This window comes from Vibrio sp. SCSIO 43136, assembly GCF_023716565.1.
GTDB lineage: Bacteria > Pseudomonadota > Gammaproteobacteria > Enterobacterales > Vibrionaceae > Vibrio.
The window spans coordinates 547,852-566,678 of sequence record NZ_CP071849.1; the positions used below are offsets into that span (position 1 = coordinate 547,852).

Sequence of the window (18,827 nt, forward strand, 5' to 3'; positions counted from 1 at the left end):
TTACGCTGGCTTTCTTATTGGAGCAAGTGACGCAAGCGTCAGTTCGCCTTAATTATTTTTTGTAAGACTGAGCAATGTTGTCGATACGATCGTTAGCACGCTCTGCTTCTTCTTGAGCAGACATGGCAGCGTTCGCCGCTTTCTCAGCTTGCATTGTTGCTTGGTTTTGGCCTGATTGAAGGGTCTGAACTTGCTGTGATAGCTGCTCAACTTGGTTTGCTAGGCTGTCAATTTTTTCAGCCATTGGATCTGGGCTGCTTGAACAACCAGCCAAAAGTAGAACGGAAGCACCAGCTGCAAGAATAAATTGTTTGCTCATCTTTAAACTCCTTGTTGGATAGAAAAACGAACCATCCTTTCTTTCCGGTTGAATCCAGCGATAGTTCGTTACCCACTAATAATATGGCATAAATTGCGTGATCGATGTGGGATTATTGAGAATTCGGTTAAAAAACTCCCCAAAACTTCAGCCTTATCCTACGATATCTAAGTTTTAGTGCGATTTAATCGTTATAAATCGATGCTTTTTTTATGTGATCTATACCCCTTTTTTCTTAAAGGGAGTATCATTGCGGGCTACTTGGCAGCCAGTACCATAGTTCGTGTTGAAATGGGTGGCTTACCATCATCAAACTGTTCGGAGAATCCTTTGCAATTTAAAGATTTGGGTCTTGATAACCGCCTATTGAAAACCCTAAAGCACTACGACTTTGCTAGTGCTACTGATATCCAGCGTCAAGCGATACCTGTAGCGATTGCTGGTAAAGATCTATTGGCATCATCAAAAACTGGCTCGGGCAAAACCTTAGCGTTTGTGCTTCCGATGCTGCACAAATCTCTAAAGACTAAAGCATTTTCATCGAAAGACCCACGTGGTGTTATTCTTGCTCCAACCCGTGAGTTGGCAAAGCAGGTGTTTACAGAGCTTCGCTCTATGCTTAACGGTCTTTCTTACGAAGCCACACTTGTCGTTGGTGGTGAGAACTTTAACGACCAGGTAAAAGCACTGCGCCGCTACCCAAAGTTTATCGTCGCAACTCCAGGTCGTCTTGCTGACCACCTAGAGCACCGTTCGCTTTTTCTTGATGGCCTAGAAACGCTAGTGCTAGATGAAGCTGACCGTATGCTTGATCTTGGTTTTGCACCAGAGCTTAAACGTATCCATAAAGCGGCAAAACACCGTCGTCGTCAAACCTTGATGTTCTCAGCAACGCTGGATCACGCAGAAGTGAGTGATATGGCTTCTGAGATGCTTAGTGATCCTAAGCGCATCTCTGTGGGTTCTTCAAATGAACAGCACAGTGATATCACCCAGAAGTTCTACCTATGTGATCACTTAGATCATAAAGAAGCGATCCTAAATCGTATTATCGATGAAGCTGAATACCGTCAGGTAATTATCTTTACTGCCACACGTGCAGATACTGATCGTCTAACTGATCTGCTTAATGAGCGTCAGCTCAAAGCTATCGCTCTTAGTGGTAACATGAATCAGACCAAACGTAACACCATCATGAGTCAGTTTGAGCGCCACGTGTTCAAAATCCTTGTGACAACCGATGTTGCCTCTCGTGGTCTGGATATCGCTAATGTAACTCACGTTATTAACTTTGATATGCCTAAGCATACCGAAGAATACGTGCACCGTGTTGGTCGTACAGGCCGTGCGGGTAACAAGGGTGAAGCGATCTCCCTAGTGGGTCCGAAAGATTGGGATAGCTTTAAGCGTGTTGAAGCCTTCCTTAATCAGGAAATGAGCTTTGACGTATTAGAAGGTCTCAAGGGTAAGTTTAAAGGTTTCCGTCCTCGTAAACCAAATGCGGTGAAGAAAGCGCAAGAAACCAAAGGTAAGCGCCCAGTGGCTAAAAAAGTGGCGAAGAAGCCAGCCAAACGTGATAAAGGTTTCTACAATAATGTTGCTGTGGGTGATCAGGTATTTATGCCAAAGAAAAAGCCTAAGCCAACTAAGCCTGTTGAGCCAAGCGAAGATTAATTACTGCTCAGAGTACAAGTTAGATTGATAATTAGCCAGTGTAAATACGCTGGCTTTTTTTGTATTAAAATTGGTGCATTAATCAAGCAAGAATTTTAAAGTTTTACTTTATAATATATATAAACTCAATGTATTCCCGCTAGTCATTCCTGAGGTGTTTTACTTTATAAAATACTCATTTAATTGCCTTGCGTAAATAAGCTTCTTCGGTATATTTACAGCGATTTATCGAACGGATATTGCTGCAAATAATAATTAGTAAAGTACTTATTCGTATTTTTAATGTCTATTTATGAGAAATAAATGCAAGTCAAAAAACTCTCTATTTATACTATATTAATGTCAGCAGTGGTGGTGACTTCTGGGTGTAACCAAGAAGACAAGCGCACATTTGTCGATGTAACGGCCCCGGCTATTTCAATCAAAGGTAATGTGGTTACTCGTCTAGAGGCTGGCCAGCCCCATATCGATGCAGGTGCAACTGCAAGAGATGATGTTGATGGTCCGGTGCCTGTAGTCGCAACAGGCAATATTGATCAAGATGGCCAAGTTGATACCTCCGAACTGGGCCAATCTGCAATTGTGTACACAGCGACTGATAGTTCAAATAACTCTAGCTCTGCTATTCGTACGCTTATTATTGAAGATACGTTGGCTCCTGTTGTCACTCTTAATGGTGAAAACCCTGTGACTCTAGAGGCAGGTCGAGATGAGTATGTGGAACATGGTGCAACGGCGCTCGACTCCTACGACGGAGTGCTAGAGCTGACAATCAGTGGGTCGGTTGACCATAATCAATTGGGTCAGTATCAAGTAACCTACAGTGCGATGGACCGATCAAATAATGTTGGCACTGCGGTAAGAACAGTCAATGTTATTGATACTATTGCTCCGGAACTTACGCTACACGGTGATCGATACATTGAGCTTATTTCACCGCAAGAATTTGTCGATCCAGGAGCAAGCGCTGTTGATTTATTTGAAGGGGCATTACCTGTCGTTGTGTCAGGGTCTGTTGATCACATGACGCCTGGTACATACCACCTGACTTATCGTGCGACAGACAGCTCAGGAAACTCAAGTGCTGACTCTAGAACGGTAGTCGTTAAGAGTCTGGACAGAGCTCTTGACCTAAATGTGAAGAACTACTTTGATGGTACGACAGTAGCTAACTCAAATGTTATCGCAACTATTTATAAAGATGGTGGGGTACATCAAGAACAGCGTTCCGCAGTGACAGATAGTGAAGGCAAAGCAACACTGTTTGTACCAAAGGACTCTCAACGTATTACTGTGCTTTCTGACGCTTGGGACTACGGTTATTATGGTAAAGCGATTTCAGTTGCTGAAGCTAACGTAGACCTATTTCAACAGCCCGTTGTTGCTAAGAAGCGCTTTACACCGGGTCATGATTCTAACTTTACTGTTTCGGTATCTGATATAGATATTATTGAATTAGATACCAGTTTTATAATCGACCTCCAAGGCTACGCTCCAAGTATTGACTTAATGAGTGAAGTTACGGTTATCGATCCTGCGCATGATCCTGCGTTGATGCCAGGAAACTATGAGACCGTTGGTGAAGATGGGGTTGTTCGTAATATCGAGAGTTTTGGAGCAGTTACATTAGGCATTAATGACGAGAATCGTAACAAGTACAAAATGCTTGATGGGTTCTATGCTACGGTTCGTATCCCGCTAGCTTCTAGCGTCCAATCTGCTCCAAAGCATCTGTCTTTATACTACTATGACTTCGAATCAGGATATTGGGTAGAAGGACCACGAGCAGAGCTGATGAGCAATGGCACCAGTCAATATTACCAAGGCAAAGTATCCAAATTTTTGACTTGGAGCGCAGTTAACCCTATTCAAACCATCCGCATAAACGGTCACGTAGTTGACAAAAACAACAACAGAGTTGCAGGCGTTAATGTAAGTACGCAAGGTGTTGACTACTCTGGACGAAATTGGGCAACGACAGACATAAATGGTGAGTTTGCAGTTGCTGCAAAGGCTAACTCTAAAGTCTTACTGTCCGCTTCATCGAAAGATGGCGAAAGTAGAACACAAACTATTGTGACTGGAAGTGAAGACATTCAACTATCGGAAAGTATTGTTCTAACAGAAAGCGCAGCAGTTGTTACTCTGACTTGGGGAGCAACACCATCTGATTTAGATACGCAGTTCTTCGGACCAGATTCGGAGTCAGGTGATAGTAGTTTTTTAGTGTACCACGGTAACAAACACCATCATTTTGAAACCGGATCTGTTTGGCTTGATGTTGATGACACTAGTGGTTTTGGGCCAGAAGTGACGACAGTTGAAACGCTTCCATATCAAGGCAGATACAGTTATGCAGTTAAAAACTACTCACGTTCGGGTAGCATTGTAAGCTCTCCTGGTCGTGTAGAACTGAGTTTTCAAGGCAGAAAGCAAGTTTTCTCACCACCAGTAGGTCCGGAGTCTTATTGTTGGGCAGTTTTCGATTTTGTTGTTAATCATGGTGGTGGCATCACTATTGAAGAGAAATCCAGCTGGGAAGATGATGCATATTGTAGTGGACAGCGTACTTCGAGATTTTCAACGATGTTTGAAGTTGAAAACGTCAGTATTTTGCAAGATCTAATCATCAAGAAATACTACAAGTAATTAAACTTGTCATTTATGAAAGGCTCGCAATATTAATGTTGGAGCCTTTAGAAAATTTAGTGACTTTTTGTTGTGCGGTATGTCTTTTTTTAATTTGTTGCTTCGCTAGGTAAGTTTTTTTTATCAGTTTGGCTCGCGATTGAATAAATGATATTAGCTATGTAATATCCACACCTCAATCAGTTACCTCGTCATATCAGGCAAATAATTTTGAAAAAAATAGCTCTAATTAAGCTAGCAATTAGCTCATTTTTGCTGTCTTTATCGGCAGTCGCATCTGACGTTACTACGTCAAATTTAAATACGGTGTACGATTTCATCGAAAGTGATGGTGTTTGGTTTGCGGTAAAAGATAGTGCAGCAAATAATGCAGTTAAATCTGTGACCGTTGTTTATCAAGGTCGCATTGATGAAACGACCACACAAGGTCAAGTCGACGATATAAATTCGCAGCTAAAAAGTAAGCTGCATAACATGGGCTTAACGGTCCGTGACTGTATCGAATGCGGTAAACAAACCGTGCATTTGACAAAAACCTCGATCAAATATAAGCGAGGTTTAGAAACGAACGACGACCTGCGTCAATTAGGGCGTGAAATCCAAAGTGATGCTTTCCTAAAGTGGGACATGAACATTGCTCAAGATAGCCAAAATATGATCCTTGCGCTGGTCAAATCTGAAAACAATCAGGTGTTTTGGACAGATAGCTTCTATCGTTCCGAGCTTGTTGACGAGATCGTTGAGAAACAAGACCGTAGCCAGTTTGGTATTGCTCTGAGCAATATTGCCCTAGGTGCATATCCTAACTCTCCACGTTTAAATGGCTTCGACAACGTAACTGATTTTAGCCTTCGTTATTACACCGGTCGTCAACCAAACGAAAAGCTTCACTTTGCGGTGATTGCTAATCACTTCCGAAGCACCGACCAAAATCGCAACATTGATGTGAAAAGCTATGGTGCTGAAGGGCGTATCCTATATAGCATCACCGACTCTTGGCCGAAGCCGAGTGTTTATCTGGGGCTAGGCTCGCAGTTTATCGAAGGTCGCAACAATCTATCAGTACGCACAGGTGTTGAGTTTGCGGTGATGAAAAATCTGTTTTTCGACTTAGGTACCATCTACGTGGAGCGTAACGATTATCACCGTATGGAAGTAAATAGCATTCCACCGGTGACTTTTGGTGGTTTAGCTGTCGATTTTACCGTTGGTCTTCGCTTCTAAGGAGTTATGATGAAATTTAAATACCTACTTTTGGCGACGCTGATCAGTCAACCTGTTTTTGCGTCAGAACAAGATGACGAAACCCAAGTAGATCTGGCTCCAGCGATGCAAACCCCTTTGACACCAACCCGCGATGACTTGCTTGTGATTGAAGTGCAAGGGAATCAATATCGCTCATCGGTTCAAATAGACTTGTCTGATCCAAACTTAATCCTTGTGATTGATAATGATGCGGTAGAAGCTCAACAAGGCGACACAGAAGAGCTTCTTGAATCAGAACTTTCTGAAGAGGCGGCAGAACTTGATGAAGAAACCGCTCTTACTCTTGATAGAGAAGCTGAGTGCTTGGCTCTGCGTCTTGAAGCGAAAGAAGCTGCTGCTAAAGGTGACTATGAGCAAGCGCTGAAGTTGTTGGACCAAGCGTTGCCACTCGCTGAGCAACCAGCTCAGGTGCTGGCGACGAAAGGCAGTGTGCTCTATAAGCTCAAAGACATGCCAGGTGCGATCCAAGCATGGAAAAAGGCTCTAGCTATTGACCCATCGATGACAGAAGTCTCTGAAATGCTTAAATGGTTGGAAAAATAATATGAGCAAGGTAATTCAATTTATTGGTAGCTTTGCTCTAGTTGCGAGTACTGTTGTCGCAGCACAGTCGTCTCTTGAGCTTGAGCAAATGGCTTTTACAGCCGAATTAGAATCACGTCTTAATAACGATATCGAACGTGTGATTGGTCCAAATCGTCATGTTTTAGTGGTTGAGGCAGAGCTTGTTCGAGAGCCTATTGGAGTGCCTGAGCAAGCACTAGCACCGCAACAACCTAAACCTGTTGCGTCGACCAAGGTTAATGACGAACGACTCCCAGAACTTCCTGGGCTATCAGGGATTGCAACGGCGGATGCACTAGAGGTTGTAGAGCAGGATCTTGATGACACGCAAGTAAATCAAGAAGAGTTGCCTTTACAAGAACAGCCAACCGCTCCTGCGATGGAAAAGAAAATTCGCTCCATTTCTACAATTCTTCAGCTCGATACCAGTATCGCACAAGATAAGGTTGAACTGGTACGAAGCGTAGCGTTGAAAAAACTGCAATACAATGCGCTACGTGGTGACAAGTTTACATTGATCCAAACGGATTTAGAGATAGCAGATCAAAATTTTGCTGGAGCGAAAAGCTGGCAAGATTACTGGTGGGTAGTGATCGTCGCAATTGCGCTTCTAATTGCCTTGTGGGGCGTGATGAAAGCTAAGAGAGCGGTTAAAGAAGATGCTCCGGTGATTGATATGTCTCCCAGTGCCCCACAAGCATTGCTAGATGCAAAAAAGGGGGAGCTGAAGGAGATCCGTCAGAAACTCGTTAAGTACAGCCTAAGTGAACCTAAAAAGGTCAATGATGCTCTTAGCCGGCTGAGCTTAAATGAGCAAAATACTCCCGTGTTTGCTTCAGCGTACCAAGAGCTAGGCCGTGCCCTGTTTACGTCGGTTTTTCCGGTACTCAATAAGCAAATCCCTACTTACTTGAAATACCTGGATGAAAATCCAGCGGATTACGATCGTCTAGTTCGTGACCTGTCTGACTTGCAACATTTATTGGTTGACGCTAACTCAGTGGAGCAATTCGAGTTTCAAACTCGTCCGTTTGAGTTCCTTGAAAAGCTAACGACTAATCAGGTCCGCTGGTTAATCGACGATGAAGCGATCAAAATTAAAGCTCTAGTATTAAGCCAACTTTCTTCACAGCAAGCGAGTTCACTGATGGCAACATTTGAGCCAGAAGTACAAGCAATGCTGGCCACCGAGATTGTTCAATTTGAATCGATGCCGATGGCTGCATTTAATGAAGTGGCGACTTCGCTGGCTGTAAAAGCGCAAACTGTTCCTGATTACAAGACGGTTAAGTCGGACGGTAATCAGATCTTGGTTAATTTGTTGGATAGCATGAATATGAGCCAACAAGAAGGCCTGCTAGCCCAGCTAAAACAGTCATCGCCTGATTCGTACATTGAACTTCGTAAGGTTTACTACATCTTTGAAGATTTGGTTAATACACCGAAGAATGTGGTTAGCAACGTACTGCGAACAATTGACGGTGAAACTCTAGCAATAGCCTTTGCAGATATAGAAGAAGCAGATTTGACTCGCTTACTTAGCTGCTTACCTGATCGTTTTGCTGCAATGGTACAGTCCGAGATCGAGCGTATGGCTACGATCACAACAGAGCAACGATTTGCTGCGAAGCAACAAGTTGTCGATGCAATGCGTGTCGCCCTTGCAAACAACCAGTTCCACATGAGTGATCTGGAGCAAGCTGCATGATCTCATTAAGCACCATTACTGGCCTATTGATGGCAGTGGGCGTTCTGTTGGGAGCCATTATTATGAGTACAGATAACTACATGTTATTTGTCAGCTTTTCTAGCTTGATAATTGTGCTTGGCGGAACGTTAACAGCAACTTTAATGAGCTATTCATATCCGTTAATTTTTCAGTCATTTAAAGGTTTTTTGCAAAACCTAATCGATGAAAAAAATGTGGTAAAAGCAAAGCAAGACTCTATATCTCGCACTCTGGAATGGAACCAAATATTCCGTACAGGTGGTATGGCTGCGTTGGAAACTTCGCTAACTGAAAAAGAGTTAAAGGACCCATTTGTCAGTTTGGGCATTGAGCTTATCGGTACTGGTTACAAAGGAAGTGAGCTTAAGAATATGCTTGACGAGAGTAATCACAGCCAGCGCCAAGCTGAGATGAGTCAAGCGCAAGTGCTCAACTCTATGGGTAACTTCGCCCCAGGCTTTGGAATGATTGGTACTCTGATTGGCTTAATTACCATGCTAGATAACTTAAATGGTGATTTGGCAGCATTAGGCAATGGCTTAGCAGTAGCCCTATTGACTACGTTATACGGTATTTTGCTTGCTCAGCTGCTTTTCAAACCGGCTTCAACTCGCGTTGCTCGCCGTGTTGAGAATCACTTTGAGAATCGTGAGATGCAGATCAATGCTTTTGTCTTAATGACCGAAAAGCGTCCTGAGCTATACCTACAAGACTCCATGAACGCCCACTTGCCATTCCAAAAACGTTTGGAGGTTTAGAATGGCACGCCAACGTGTTAATCAAGAGCTTAAGGAGGACAACGAATGGATGACAACCTACAGTGATGCCATCACTTTATTGTTAGCATTCTTTGTTTTGATTGTTGCGGTATCACAGATCGATGAAGGTAAGCTTGAAGACCTAAAAAAGGGCCGAACTAGTATTATGGGTGAACCAGCCGATGTCCCGATGGAGGTTATTCAAGCAGAGATCCAAGAAATTGTGGAGGAACAAAAGCTTGAGTCGGTTGTAATAACCCCAGTCATTGATGGTTTGAAAATCGAGCTGGATAGTGAAAATCTGTACCAGTCGGGTTCTGCCGATTTAACGTCTAAAGGTGAACAAGTGATTAGAGAGTTTGCTGGTGCGTTGCTTGAGGTGAACTTAGAAGATCGAGCGATTGTTGTTGAAGGTCATAGTGATGATGTTCCTATTAATACTTCTAAGTACCGCAGCAACTGGGAATTGTCAGGCTCGCGTGCTGTTCAGGTTGTGCAGCAGTTGATTGATCTAGGCATCAATAAAAACCTTCTCAGTGCGATTGCATACGCAGACACTCGTCCACGAGCAGACCAATCGCTTACTATAGAAAAACAGCGAGAACAAAATCGGCGTGTGGTCATCTATATAAAGCGAGATTACACAGACCGCTAACGAAATGGCCCAACTAGTGACTCTAGTTGGGCTTTATTGAATCCGTTAAAATCCACGACGCTTCCAAAACTGCCCCTCATCACGAGCGACGACGGTAAATTTTTTCTCCGCTATGATCTGACCATTCATCTCCATCGTCATGTGCCACTCTCCTAGGTTACTTTCAAGCCCATCGACGGGGTGCAGAAGTTGGATGGTATCACCTAAATAAAAATCCCAGTCGTTACTTCCTACATGAATTTCTCCGTCAAAAGGCGCAAGAACCTTGCCTTTCTTATTGATCACGCCGGGGTGGTTTACACAGTAGTAGAGCTTGGTGCCTTTGGCTTTTTTGATGTTCACGATGAACCCAAATTCTACGTCTTCATCAGCGACAATTTGAGTAGTGAAGTCTTGTATTTTAGGCAGATCTTTTGATGAAAAATCCCACGTAGAATAGAGTCCGTAAGAGGTGATCTCAACGATTGGAGAGCGCTTTGCCATTAGGTCGTGGCCTTTAGAGTTTTGATTACTAATGGGTATTCTATCGGCTATTACGTTAGGAATCGACGATTAAGGTCTAATTGGGTTAGGTTGTCAGGATAAGAAAACTCAATCAATGGGCTATAATAACTACTAAATTAGTGTGATTATCAAGGAATGATTGATAAAGATGAATGTTGAACACCTCAAGCTCTTTGTACGTGTGGCATCTACTCATAATATTAGCCTTGCGGGGCAAGAGCTAGGTCTATCTCCCGCCGTTTCTAGTGCTCATATCAATAAACTGGAAGAGGGGCTTGGTGTGCGCTTGGTGCATCGAACCACACGTAAAGTATCGTTGACGGAAGAAGGTCAGGCATTCCTGCCTCACGCAGAAGAGGTGTTAGCGAGTGTTGAGGCGGCAAGGAGTTCAGTAGGTGTTGGGCATAACTTGCCTACGGGGACTTTGAGGGTGACTGCTCCAGCTTCTTTTGGTCGCATGCATATGGTGCCAGCGCTGAAAGGTTTCTTGGACAGGTATCCTGATTTGATTGTCGACTTTCGTTTCTCAGACTCAATTATTGATCTGGTGGAGGGTGGCTTTGATGTCGCTATCCGTAACGCTGAACTTAAAGACTCGACATTGGTGGCTAGAAAGCTAGCCAGCGATCGTCGTGTAGTGTGTGCGTCTCCAGATTATATTGCCAAATATGGCGCACCATGTACGCCACAAGAGTTGGTAGATCATAGTTGCCTAAACTTAATGGGGTTAGAAACTTGGTCTTTTCAAACCGATAAAGGGCAGGTGAGCATCAAAACACAAGGCCGTTTCCGTACCGATAATGGGGATGCCATGCGAGATGCTACGGTGGATGGGTTAGGGTTGTCGATTAATTCGACTTGGAGTTGTTATAAAGAGCTTCAAAGTGGTCAATTAGTCGAAGTTTTGTCTGATTACCCATTGGTGTCTGATACAGCGTTATGGGCGGTTTATCCAAGCTCTCGTTTGATTGCCCCTAAGGTTCGGGCATTTATTGACTATTTCGTAGAATTCTATGGAGAGCCGACCTATTGGGACAAATGCTTAGAGCGATCTAAGCTCTAAGCATTTTAGATTGTCACCGTTACCAAGAAAAGGTTTGGATGATGCGCTCTTTTGCCAGTGGGTTAGCGGCAATCACTCGGTTAAGATTGGCGAGCATCTCTTGACGAGAGTCCAATAAAAAGCCCTTTTGTGGTAGTAAGTTATTGCCATGATCCCCCCAATAGAAGGTATCAATATTTAAGTTCTCCAGCAGGAACTTTTCTTCTTCGAGAACTTGGAGTTGAGTTGGCATAATAAAGTCACCTCGTTGAAGTTCCCTTTCCAACTCTGTACCTGGTTGAATGGCCAGTGCCATTGGGGCAATTTCCTCTGGCTGCATAATGTTGAGGATATCAGTGGTCGCCTTAATATGTTCATACGAACGCTCTGCCCCACCAAGCCCAAAAATAAACGACTGAAGCACCTGAATACCGGCATCTTTTGCCATTTGTGCTCCTTCAATCGCTTGTTTAGGTGTCATATGTTTCTTAATATTTTTAAGCACGATAGGATCACCTGACTCTAACCCTGAATAGGCCATATCCAGTCCCGCATCTTTGATTTCAATAAGCTCTTGCAACGATTTGCGTCGAAAGTCGTTGAGGCCACTGTACAAAGAGATCTTCTTAACCTCTGGGAAAGTTGTTTTGAGCTTATCGAGTACTTTTAGCAAGAACTCTGTTCTTGCAGCCATAACGTTGCCATCAATGAGAAATATTGACTCGACCTCTGGATAGATGCGCCTTGCTTCTTCAATATCTTTAAACACATCTTGGATATCTCGGACTTTAAAGCGCTTGTCATCAAACATGCTGCAAAAAGTACAAGTGTTGATGCTGCAACCCAAAGTCGTTTGGATCAGGATGCTGCGGTATTCAGGCCAAGGTCGATATACTTTACCCTCGTAGTTCATGGTGTCTCTCCGCTGTTGCTTTATCAGCAATTTCTCATGCCGCTAATGGCGTTAGTTTGCAAAGAGTTTGACCCTTTGCATTGGATAGCTAGAGATTACGCTTGGTTGATCTGTTTGATAATTCCCACTTCTAACTAATCAGTTTATAGATTTCATTGATAGTCCCGTTTGGGCAAAAAAACACCCAGCGAGTTGCTGGGTGTTATTTGTAGTCGAGTGCGGTTAGCTGTATTGGTTAATAATCAAGTCCAGCTTATCGATGAGCGCACTGACTTTACCTTTGTCGTAGGTATCTGAGTGAGCGTTAGCAAATCGCTCGATATCGTTATCAAAGTATTTTCCATGGGCGTCGGCAAACTCTTCAGATAACGAGGCTCTTACCAAAATATCAGCACCCAATGACAAATCGTTGCCCGCCACTCCATAGGCTTCTTTGACCATCTTACTGCCTAAGAAAGACTTAGGGTTTACAGAGACAATCATTGGTCCGGTATCTTTATTTTGTTCGCCTAGAGCAGCGCTCCACATGGTCAGAGCCAGCTTGCTTTGGGCATAAGCTTCACCGTCGGATAGACTCTTGGCTCCACCCAATGCGCTTAAATCGACGCTGGCTTGGGCCGCAGAAGATAAGTTGACGACTCGGGCGTTACCAGTAAGCAGCGGCAATAATTCTTTGGTCAGAAAATAGGGGGCTAAGGTGTTAACGACAAATCGAACATCTAAGTTTTGTTCGGTGAGCGGCTGGCTGGTGGCGAAGATACCAGCGTTGTTGACCAACACATCCAACTTGCCAAAACGCTCTGAGATTTCAGCGACCATCTGTTTTATGTCTGAGAATTTGGACAGATCAGCAACGATGGTTTCCACTGGATTGTTGGCATCGAGTTCAAACAGCGCTTTTTCTACTTGCTGCAATTTGGCGAGATTACGCCCGTGAACAATAACACTATGCCCTTGAGAAACTAAGATTTTTGCTGTTTCTAGACCAATACCATCGGTTGCACCAGTGATTAGAATTCGTTTCTTCATTACTTAACCTTTTGGGACACACACTTAATAAGGAGTCATGTTAGGGCCAAACTAGTTTGCAAACTATAGGCTATGCTATCGAAACACTTTCTATGAAATATTGATAATCTAACCGTCAATTTGTGCGCTTGGTGGCGAATTCAATTTATTGAAGGTGGTAGCTTAAATTGGCTTAACTTTTAAGCAGTGCAAACGGAACGTAAACCAAAAGCGAGGTGTTTATGCTAGGCGAAAACCATTCTCTCACCAGTGAATATCCTGATAAATTGAGCAAAATTAAACAGCTAATTGCGAGTGATGATCACTTTGCTGATCGGGCTAAAAGATATGATGCTTTAGATAAGGAGATTCGTGTACTTGAACTGAGAGGGTCACCCATTGATGACCAAGCCATGCATGACCTAAAAGTTCAGCGCTCGGAGCTTAAAGACTGGCTCCACGCCCAATTGAATTAAACTCCGAAACGGCCAGATACTATGTCTGGCCGTTGTCTATCTAACCACTTATCCTTAGTTAATTTCCGAAATCTGATAATGGGTGACTTCAGTATCCTGAATGTGAGTAATTGACTGTGTAGGTAGCATTTGCCAACTGCGATTGGATTCTAGTGGTTCGGAGGCTAGGGCGATATTGCTTTGTTCTTGCTTTATAAACACAGTCGGCGGCATACCATCACTGCTGTATCTCACCACCCAAAATTGTTCGCCGTCAGAAATACACATTGAAGCTTTAAAGGGCTCGATTAAACCTTTCTCGACTCTGGCTTGCTCAATCTGGTCGATAGTTTTAGAGATCGCCATGACGGGCTGGTGGATCAGGTCATTGTTCAAAGCGAGCAAAAAAATGAGTTCGCTATCGGTAGTGCCGCGCTTTGTCAGGTAAAGAGATTCGGGCAAACTTCTCTCGAGCGAGAATTTGATCTGCTCAAACTCACCGATCTGTCCGTTATGTAAAAACATCCAATTCTGATGCACGAAGGGGTGGCAATTAGAGCGTGTGACCTGAGTTCCGGTCGATGAGCGCACATGGGCCATAAAGCGGTGTGACTTGATATGGTGAGTGAGAGACTTTAGGTTCTCATCACTCCAAGCAGGCATGACTTCGTGAAATTGTCCGGGTTCCTGTCGCTCTTGGCTATACCAGCCTAAACCAAAACCATCGGCATTGACTCTTGTAACGGCTTTTCTTGCCTCCATGCTTTGATGAACCAGTGAGTGCTCCGGTTCGTAAATAAGCTCGTCGAGATAAATCGGTTTCCCTTGATAGGCTAACCATCGGCACATTCCATTGTTCCTTTGTTGTTGAACTATCCATAGATGACACCACAATTTGCCATCGCTTGCAAAGAGTGAGGTTTATATAAACTAAAAAGGGCACTCAATTGAGTGCCCTTTGATATCTAATCTTTAGCTAGAATTAGAAGCTGTAGTTCAGACCAACTTTAGTGAATACGCGAGCTTTGTTGAAGTCGCCTTTCTGGTTTTCTTGCTCAGCTTGGTAGTTACCTTCGAAAACAACAGCTAGGTTGTCTTGTAGCTTGTAAGAACCAGTGATACCAGCACGGTGACGCAGTTTAGATTCAGTCGCCTTGTTTGTGTTTTCTAGGTCACGAGATAGGTCGTAACGAACGAAAGGAGTTACTGTTAGGTCGCCGAATTTTTGAGTGAACATAGCACGTAGTTGCCACTCGTTGTTGCCTTTGTCTTGACCGTCAGCTTTAGCTGCTTCGTTGTAGAAAGATACACGAGCGCTTTGAGTGTCGTTAAGAGCAACGTTTAGACGGAAATCTAGCTCAGACTTAAGAGCAGAAGTGTTTTTCGCATTTACGCTGTCAACGATTTTAACTGGAGCAATGAAACCGTCTAGTGCTAGAGCGAAAGTGTCGTCTAGTTGGTAAGACATGTTCGGGTGGAAACGGTACTCTGTAGCGTGACCTTTTTTGCCGATAGAAAGTTCATTGTTGTCGTGACGAATAGCGAACATAGGTGCAACAGTGAAAGCATCGTTAAAACTGTGCTTGTAAGTTACCATGTACTCTTGACGTGCACGGTCAGCTTTACCAGCGTTAACAGCAGCCTGATCGTTAACCATTTGCTTGTCGCTGTGCTTGAAGCCAACTGTTAGCGGAAGGTCAGCAACTGGGTTGAAGCCTGCTGCTAGGTAAGGAAGAACGTTGTCGTTCTCAGCGCGGAACTCAGAGTTGTAGAATTCGTGCTCAACACCAGACTCGATGTATGCTGCTTGTGCTGTAGTCGCAGCAGCCATAGCTGCAACTAGAGTAGTTAGAGTAATTTTTTTCATCACTGCTTTTTCTCTTTGGATTAGGGAAAATACGAGAAGATACTACGTTGTATCTTTCTTGGGTTCGCATTATAGGTATTACATTGAATTTGTAAATATAGAAATGTCAGTAGAATGCAAAATCAATTTAACTATATAAATTTCATGCGGTTATGTTTTGCGCAAACGGTTGCACCTTTGGGGGGCTGAAAAGGTGTTAAGGTAGATATATATTATTTGAATTCAATGGCTTAATTAGAGGTTGGCTCATGCCCTGACTTTGAGGGAAGTAGGGGATGAGGATGGTAGCAGTTCAGTTGTAGAGGAAAGTCAAACTTAGCGTTTGACGTTTTATAATCAAAAATAAAGCAAGAAAAGACTAGGTTTAGGCGACTAAATGATGCCATTGTGGGTGTTTTTTGAGGTAGTGCTGAACATAACTACACTCGGCGATAATCTTCACACCAAGTTTTTCTACCTCTGGCAAAAACGCTTCCATCATCACACCGCCTTTTCCTTGTCCTCTTAAACTAAGCGGCACGGAAGAGTGGTCAACGACCATGATGTTGTTATCCCATCGATAGGTGAGTCTGGCCCATGCTTGAGGCGCTAACTCGATTCTAAATTCTTGCGAGTTTGAATCGTGAATGATTTGCATTGTTTCTGTCCTTCGTTTGCGGCGATAGTTAGGTAATAAGGGTAGGCGCCAAACATGTCGTTAGCGCCTGTCTTTATTATAGTGCTGCTTTTAACGCTGAAATCATGCTATCGATTGCTGGCTTGTCGATATCAAGATGGGTAACAAAGCGCATTGGTCGACTTGGCGACAGTAATATGCCTTGCTGTTTTAGCTGCTCGCAAACACTTTCGAGATCAATGTGGTCTGCAACTTTACTAAACACTATGTTGGTTTGAACGTTTTCAACGTTTACATCAAAACCTTCAATGGTGTTGAGTGCTTGGGCGAGATACTTTGCGTTCTCGTGGTCTGTCGCCAATCTTGCTACATTTTCTGTCAGTACCATCTTTCCCGCTGCGGCCAATATTCCGGCTTGTCGCATACCGCCGCCAAGCATCTTTCTTACACGGCGAGCTTTTTCGATAAAGGCTTTATCTCCTAGCAGCAGCGAGCCAATCGGTGCACCGAGTCCTTTGGATAGGCAGATAGTCATCGAGTCAAAGTGCTTTGCTATTTCGATGATGTCGACATTGAGTGCAACCGCAGCGTTGTAGACACGTGCACCGTCTAGGTGGAGCTTAAGATTGTGTTTGTCTACAAAGCGACGAGCATCAGCAAGGTAGGTCAACGGTAGTACTTTACCATTGATAGTATTTTCTAGGCTTAGTAGTTTGGTGCGTGCGAAATGAAAGTCATCAGGCTTGATAGCCGCTGCAAGCTTATCGAAATCAAGTGAGCCATCTTTTTCATTTTCGATGGGCTGAGGTTGGATCGATCCCAGAACCGCTGCTCCACCTGCCTCATAACGATAGTTGTGTGCTTGCTGACCACATAGGTACTCATCACCTCGTTCACAATGGCTCATAAGACCCAATAAATTGGCTTGGGTACCCGAAGAGGTGAAGAGTGCTGCTTGAAAACCATGGCGCTCTGCCGCCCATTCTTCTAACTCATTAACCGTTGGATCGTCACCATAGACATCGTCTCCAACGAGTGCGTCAGCCATCAATTGGCGCATCTTTGGGCTAGGTCTTGTTACGGTATCTGAACGAAAATCAATCATTTATGCCTCCTTGTTCTATAGCCCTACCTTGTCATGTTTTAGCCCAGATGCAAACGATTAGTTGTGAGGCTACCTACTCTGTGAAGAGAGTCGGGCGTTAATTTCCTGTTAAGTAGCGATTAACTCATCCCTAACAAAGTGATTTTCCTCACAAATGTCTCGGTCAAAAACAAAGCGGTTGAAACAATCCGCACGTATGACGTTAAACGGTGTGATGTTGGTCACTGTATGTAGGGGTGATAACTTTTTAGTATCCAAAACAGTTATTTAATTGCTGCTTGAATCACAAGTATAAGTATTAGAAAAGGAATTTAACTCATGAATAAACCACGACTGTCATTTTGGCAAATCTGGAATATGAGCTTTGGCTTTCTCGGTATTCAGTTCGGTTTTGGTCTTCAAAATGCCAACGTAAGCCGTATTTTCGAAACGCTAGGTGCGAGTATTGACCAGATCCCGCTGCTATGGATTGCGGCACCATTGACCGGGCTTTTGGTCCAACCAATCATTGGCTATTTTAGTGACCGTACTTGGACCAGTATCGGCCGCCGTCGCCCATATTTCCTTGCGGGTGCGATTTTCTCTTCTTTAGCGCTCATTATCATGCCTTATTCGCCTTATCTGTGGGTCGCTGCGGGTATGCTTTGGATTTTGGATGCATCTATTAACGTATCGATGGAACCGTTTCGTGCCCTGGTAGCAGATAACTTGCCGTCAGAGCAACGTACCAAGGGTTTTGCGGTGCAAACATTCTTTATCGGTGTTGGTTCGGTGATCGCATCAGCGATGCCTTACATCGTGACCAATGTGTTTGGTGTTGCGAATACGGCGCCTGCGGGTGAGATCCCGGATTCTGTGAAGATATCTTTCATTTGTGGTGCGGTGGTTTTCTTAGGCTCGATCATGTGGACCGTTTTACGTACCGATGAATACTCACCTGAGCAAATGGCGAAGTTTGAAGGCGAGTCGGTAGAGCAGCCTGAAGAAAACAAAGCGACTTTTGCTGAAATCATTGCGGATCTCAAGGCGATGCCAAAAACCATGCTTCAATTAGCTTTGGTTCAGTTTTTTTCTTGGTTTGCTTTGTTTGCAATGTGGATTTACACCACATCGGCGGTGACTAGCGAGATATATGGCGCTCCAAGCCCTAGTTCAGAGCTGTACAACGTGGGTGCGGATTGGGTTGGTCTGTGTTTTGCTGCGTACAACGGTGTTTCTGCGCTGGCAGCGTTTGCACTGCCTTGGCTGGCAGAACGTACGAGTCGTAAGTTTGTGCACTGCTTGTCACTGATCATTGGTGGTGTGAGCCTAGCGTGTATTTCGTTGGTTACTCAGCCAGATATGTTGATGCTAAATATGGTAGGTATTGGTATCGCTTGGGCAAGTATCCTGTGTATGCCATACGCTATTCTTGCAGGTGCCCTTCCTTCGAAGAAAATGGGCTTCTACATGGGTGTGTTTAACTTCTTTATCGTACTGCCACAAATCACCGCAGCGGGTATCTTAGGTTACTTCACAAGCCAAGTGTTTGAAGGAAACGCAATGATGTCGTTGGTGTTGGGCGGCTGTTCTATGATTTTTGCAGGCTTGATGGTTACTTTCGTTAAGGATCAAGATGAGCCAAATCAACAACCTCAAGCTGAGTTGGCACAAGCATAATATTTGTTGACCAAAACGAAATGCCCGAGCTATGACTCGGGCAT

General features: G+C 43.9%; 18 protein-coding genes. 10 read left to right on the forward strand and 8 right to left on the reverse strand.

What is annotated here, in order from left to right; all coding sequences use genetic code 11:
• Positions 1 to 52 precede the first annotated feature (52 nt).
• A complete protein-coding gene (locus J4N39_RS17165; protein WP_252026178.1) occupies positions 53 to 319 on the reverse strand; it encodes an Lpp/OprI family alanine-zipper lipoprotein in 267 nt (88 codons plus the stop codon).
• Positions 320 to 610: 291 nt separating this feature from the next.
• On the opposite strand from J4N39_RS17165, the gene J4N39_RS17170 reads away from it, so the two are divergent.
• The 7 genes from J4N39_RS17170 (at position 611) to J4N39_RS17200 (ending at position 9,614) form a co-directional block, all read left to right on the forward strand.
• Positions 611 to 1,993 carry a DEAD/DEAH box helicase gene (locus J4N39_RS17170; protein ID WP_252026938.1) on the forward strand — a complete coding sequence of 461 codons (1,383 nt, stop codon included), beginning with the start codon at positions 611 to 613 and terminating at the stop codon, positions 1,991 to 1,993.
• A gap of 303 nt (positions 1,994 to 2,296) precedes the next feature.
• Positions 2,297 to 4,642, forward strand: a complete 2,346-nt coding sequence (locus tag J4N39_RS17175) for an immunoglobulin-like domain-containing protein (protein WP_252026180.1) — start codon at positions 2,297 to 2,299, stop codon at positions 4,640 to 4,642.
• Between the two features lie 210 nt (positions 4,643 to 4,852).
• Positions 4,853 to 5,866 carry a hypothetical protein gene (locus J4N39_RS17180; protein WP_252026182.1) on the forward strand — a complete coding sequence of 338 codons (1,014 nt, stop codon included), beginning with the start codon at positions 4,853 to 4,855 and terminating at the stop codon, positions 5,864 to 5,866.
• 6 nt (positions 5,867 to 5,872) lie between these two features.
• Entirely contained in the window at positions 5,873 to 6,451 is a 579-nt protein-coding gene (locus tag J4N39_RS17185; RefSeq protein ID WP_252026184.1) for a tetratricopeptide repeat protein, read from the forward strand.
• Between the two features lies 1 nt (position 6,452).
• Entirely contained in the window at positions 6,453 to 8,180 is a 1,728-nt protein-coding gene (locus J4N39_RS17190; RefSeq protein ID WP_252026186.1) for a FliG C-terminal domain-containing protein, read from the forward strand.
• Entirely contained in the window at positions 8,177 to 8,959 is a 783-nt protein-coding gene (locus J4N39_RS17195; protein ID WP_252026188.1) for a motility protein A, read from the forward strand. The genes J4N39_RS17190 and J4N39_RS17195 overlap by 4 nt, the downstream gene beginning before the upstream one ends.
• Position 8,960: 1 nt before the next feature.
• Complete coding sequence (locus tag J4N39_RS17200) at positions 8,961 to 9,614, forward strand: OmpA/MotB family protein (protein WP_252026190.1); 654 nt, start codon at positions 8,961 to 8,963, stop codon at positions 9,612 to 9,614.
• Between the two features lie 45 nt (positions 9,615 to 9,659).
• Here J4N39_RS17200 and J4N39_RS17205 read toward each other — a convergent pair whose 3' ends face one another.
• The gene (locus J4N39_RS17205; RefSeq protein WP_252026192.1) at positions 9,660 to 10,097 is read right to left on the reverse strand and encodes a DUF3859 domain-containing protein; all 438 of its coding nucleotides are present in this window, start codon (positions 10,095 to 10,097) and stop codon (positions 9,660 to 9,662) included.
• 169 nt (positions 10,098 to 10,266) lie between these two features.
• Here J4N39_RS17205 and J4N39_RS17210 point away from each other — a divergent pair, with 169 nt between their 5' ends.
• Positions 10,267 to 11,181, forward strand: a complete 915-nt coding sequence (locus J4N39_RS17210; RefSeq protein WP_252026194.1) for a LysR family transcriptional regulator — start codon at positions 10,267 to 10,269, stop codon at positions 11,179 to 11,181.
• Between the two features lie 19 nt (positions 11,182 to 11,200).
• Here the strand turns inward: J4N39_RS17210 and J4N39_RS17215 are convergent, their stop codons facing one another.
• Entirely contained in the window at positions 11,201 to 12,073 is an 873-nt protein-coding gene (locus tag J4N39_RS17215) for a B12-binding domain-containing radical SAM protein (RefSeq protein WP_252026196.1), read from the reverse strand.
• 222 nt (positions 12,074 to 12,295) lie between these two features.
• A complete protein-coding gene (locus J4N39_RS17220; protein ID WP_252026198.1) occupies positions 12,296 to 13,102 on the reverse strand; it encodes an SDR family NAD(P)-dependent oxidoreductase in 807 nt (268 codons plus the stop codon).
• A gap of 221 nt (positions 13,103 to 13,323) precedes the next feature.
• Between J4N39_RS17220 and J4N39_RS17225 the strand changes: the two genes are divergently transcribed.
• On the forward strand, positions 13,324 to 13,557 hold the full coding sequence (locus J4N39_RS17225; RefSeq protein WP_252026200.1) for an HP1242/YdcH family protein: 234 nt from the start codon (positions 13,324 to 13,326) through the stop codon (positions 13,555 to 13,557).
• 54 nt (positions 13,558 to 13,611) lie between these two features.
• On the opposite strand, the gene J4N39_RS17230 is transcribed toward J4N39_RS17225, so the two are convergent.
• The 4 genes from J4N39_RS17230 to ltaE all read right to left on the reverse strand — a co-directional run bounded on the left by J4N39_RS17230 (position 13,612) and on the right by ltaE (position 17,124).
• The gene (locus J4N39_RS17230) at positions 13,612 to 14,385 is read right to left on the reverse strand and encodes a class II glutamine amidotransferase (protein ID WP_252026202.1); all 774 of its coding nucleotides are present in this window, start codon (positions 14,383 to 14,385) and stop codon (positions 13,612 to 13,614) included.
• Between the two features lie 133 nt (positions 14,386 to 14,518).
• Positions 14,519 to 15,403 (reverse strand): OmpG family monomeric porin, encoded by an 885-nt coding sequence (locus J4N39_RS17235; RefSeq protein WP_252026204.1) that lies wholly within the window; start codon positions 15,401 to 15,403, stop codon positions 14,519 to 14,521.
• A 364-nt stretch (positions 15,404 to 15,767) separates the two neighbouring features.
• Positions 15,768 to 16,040: a GNAT family N-acetyltransferase gene (locus J4N39_RS17240; protein WP_252026206.1), complete on the reverse strand. Its 273-nt coding sequence runs from the start codon at positions 16,038 to 16,040 to the stop codon at positions 15,768 to 15,770.
• Between the two features lie 76 nt (positions 16,041 to 16,116).
• Positions 16,117 to 17,124, reverse strand: coding sequence for a low-specificity L-threonine aldolase (gene ltaE / locus J4N39_RS17245; protein ID WP_252026209.1), 1,008 nt, complete (start codon positions 17,122 to 17,124; stop codon positions 16,117 to 16,119).
• A 318-nt stretch (positions 17,125 to 17,442) separates the two neighbouring features.
• Here ltaE and J4N39_RS17250 point away from each other — a divergent pair, with 318 nt between their 5' ends.
• Positions 17,443 to 18,783 (forward strand): MFS transporter, encoded by a 1,341-nt coding sequence (locus J4N39_RS17250; protein WP_252026211.1) that lies wholly within the window; start codon positions 17,443 to 17,445, stop codon positions 18,781 to 18,783.
• The last annotated feature ends 44 nt before the right edge of the window (positions 18,784 to 18,827 follow it).

Coding starts and splice junctions, on each gene's coding strand:
- J4N39_RS17165 (WP_252026178.1), bottom strand. CDS start 319: ATGAGCAAACAATTTATTCTTGCAGCTGGTGCTTCCGTTCTACTTTTG.
- J4N39_RS17170 (WP_252026938.1), top strand. CDS start 611: ATGGGTGGCTTACCATCATCAAACTGTTCGGAGAATCCTTTGCAATTT.
- J4N39_RS17175 (WP_252026180.1), top strand. CDS start 2,297: ATGCAAGTCAAAAAACTCTCTATTTATACTATATTAATGTCAGCAGTG.
- J4N39_RS17185 (WP_252026184.1), top strand. CDS start 5,873: ATGATGAAATTTAAATACCTACTTTTGGCGACGCTGATCAGTCAACCT.
- J4N39_RS17190 (WP_252026186.1), top strand. CDS start 6,453: ATGAGCAAGGTAATTCAATTTATTGGTAGCTTTGCTCTAGTTGCGAGT.
- J4N39_RS17195 (WP_252026188.1), top strand. CDS start 8,177: ATGATCTCATTAAGCACCATTACTGGCCTATTGATGGCAGTGGGCGTT.
- J4N39_RS17200 (WP_252026190.1), top strand. CDS start 8,961: ATGGCACGCCAACGTGTTAATCAAGAGCTTAAGGAGGACAACGAATGG.
- J4N39_RS17205 (WP_252026192.1), bottom strand. CDS start 10,097: ATGGCAAAGCGCTCTCCAATCGTTGAGATCACCTCTTACGGACTCTAT.
- J4N39_RS17210 (WP_252026194.1), top strand. CDS start 10,267: ATGAATGTTGAACACCTCAAGCTCTTTGTACGTGTGGCATCTACTCAT.
- J4N39_RS17215 (WP_252026196.1), bottom strand. CDS start 12,073: ATGAACTACGAGGGTAAAGTATATCGACCTTGGCCTGAATACCGCAGC.
- J4N39_RS17220 (WP_252026198.1), bottom strand. CDS start 13,102: ATGAAGAAACGAATTCTAATCACTGGTGCAACCGATGGTATTGGTCTA.
- J4N39_RS17225 (WP_252026200.1), top strand. CDS start 13,324: ATGCTAGGCGAAAACCATTCTCTCACCAGTGAATATCCTGATAAATTG.
- J4N39_RS17230 (WP_252026202.1), bottom strand. CDS start 14,385: ATGTGCCGATGGTTAGCCTATCAAGGGAAACCGATTTATCTCGACGAG.
- J4N39_RS17235 (WP_252026204.1), bottom strand. CDS start 15,403: ATGAAAAAAATTACTCTAACTACTCTAGTTGCAGCTATGGCTGCTGCG.
- J4N39_RS17240 (WP_252026206.1), bottom strand. CDS start 16,040: ATGCAAATCATTCACGATTCAAACTCGCAAGAATTTAGAATCGAGTTA.
- ltaE (WP_252026209.1), bottom strand. CDS start 17,124: ATGATTGATTTTCGTTCAGATACCGTAACAAGACCTAGCCCAAAGATG.
- J4N39_RS17250 (WP_252026211.1), top strand. CDS start 17,443: ATGAATAAACCACGACTGTCATTTTGGCAAATCTGGAATATGAGCTTT.